Here is a 437-nt window from a genome sequence, read left to right as displayed (position 1 = left end):
GTTCCAAACGGTATCTGTCCAGTGGACTACATATATGCGTGCCAATGCAGGGATTGTGACGGTGGAGCTTTATGATCTGCGGAATCAATCTCTGTTGGCCAGTCAGACGTTGGATGCAGCCGCAATGACTGAGGGTATGGTGACCACTCTCTCCATTGATCCGCCATCGGAAACGTTGTATGGTGCACCGTTGCTTTTACGGCTTTCCGCCGATTCTGTGTCCGGCAGTGCAGTGTCTCCTCTGATGTCATCCAGTGCTGACGAAGACGGATGCACACTTTATATCAATGGGGCTGAAACCTTTGGAAGCTTGTGCTTTTCCGCCACAGGGGAGGACTATATCTGGACGGGACTGCACTATTGGGAATTTGCCGCGGGCTTTGGAGCGGTTCTTCTGGCCGGCCTTGCCTGGTCCTACTGGAGATGGCGGACAGGGC

General features: G+C 53.8%; 1 protein-coding gene. It reads left to right on the top strand.

Annotated elements, in window-relative coordinates; translation table 11 throughout:
- Positions 1-34 precede the first annotated feature (34 nt).
- Positions 35-437, top strand: a 403-nt coding sequence (locus RX395_RS10135) for a hypothetical protein (protein WP_316367396.1), incomplete at its 3' end; no start/stop codon positions are given.

The sequence above is a fragment of the Collinsella aerofaciens genome (assembly GCF_032584215.1).
Taxonomy (GTDB): Bacteria; Actinomycetota; Coriobacteriia; order Coriobacteriales; family Coriobacteriaceae; genus Collinsella.
Note: the sequence above shows the minus strand (reverse complement) of the source record. Positions and strands in the feature narration are given on the sequence as shown.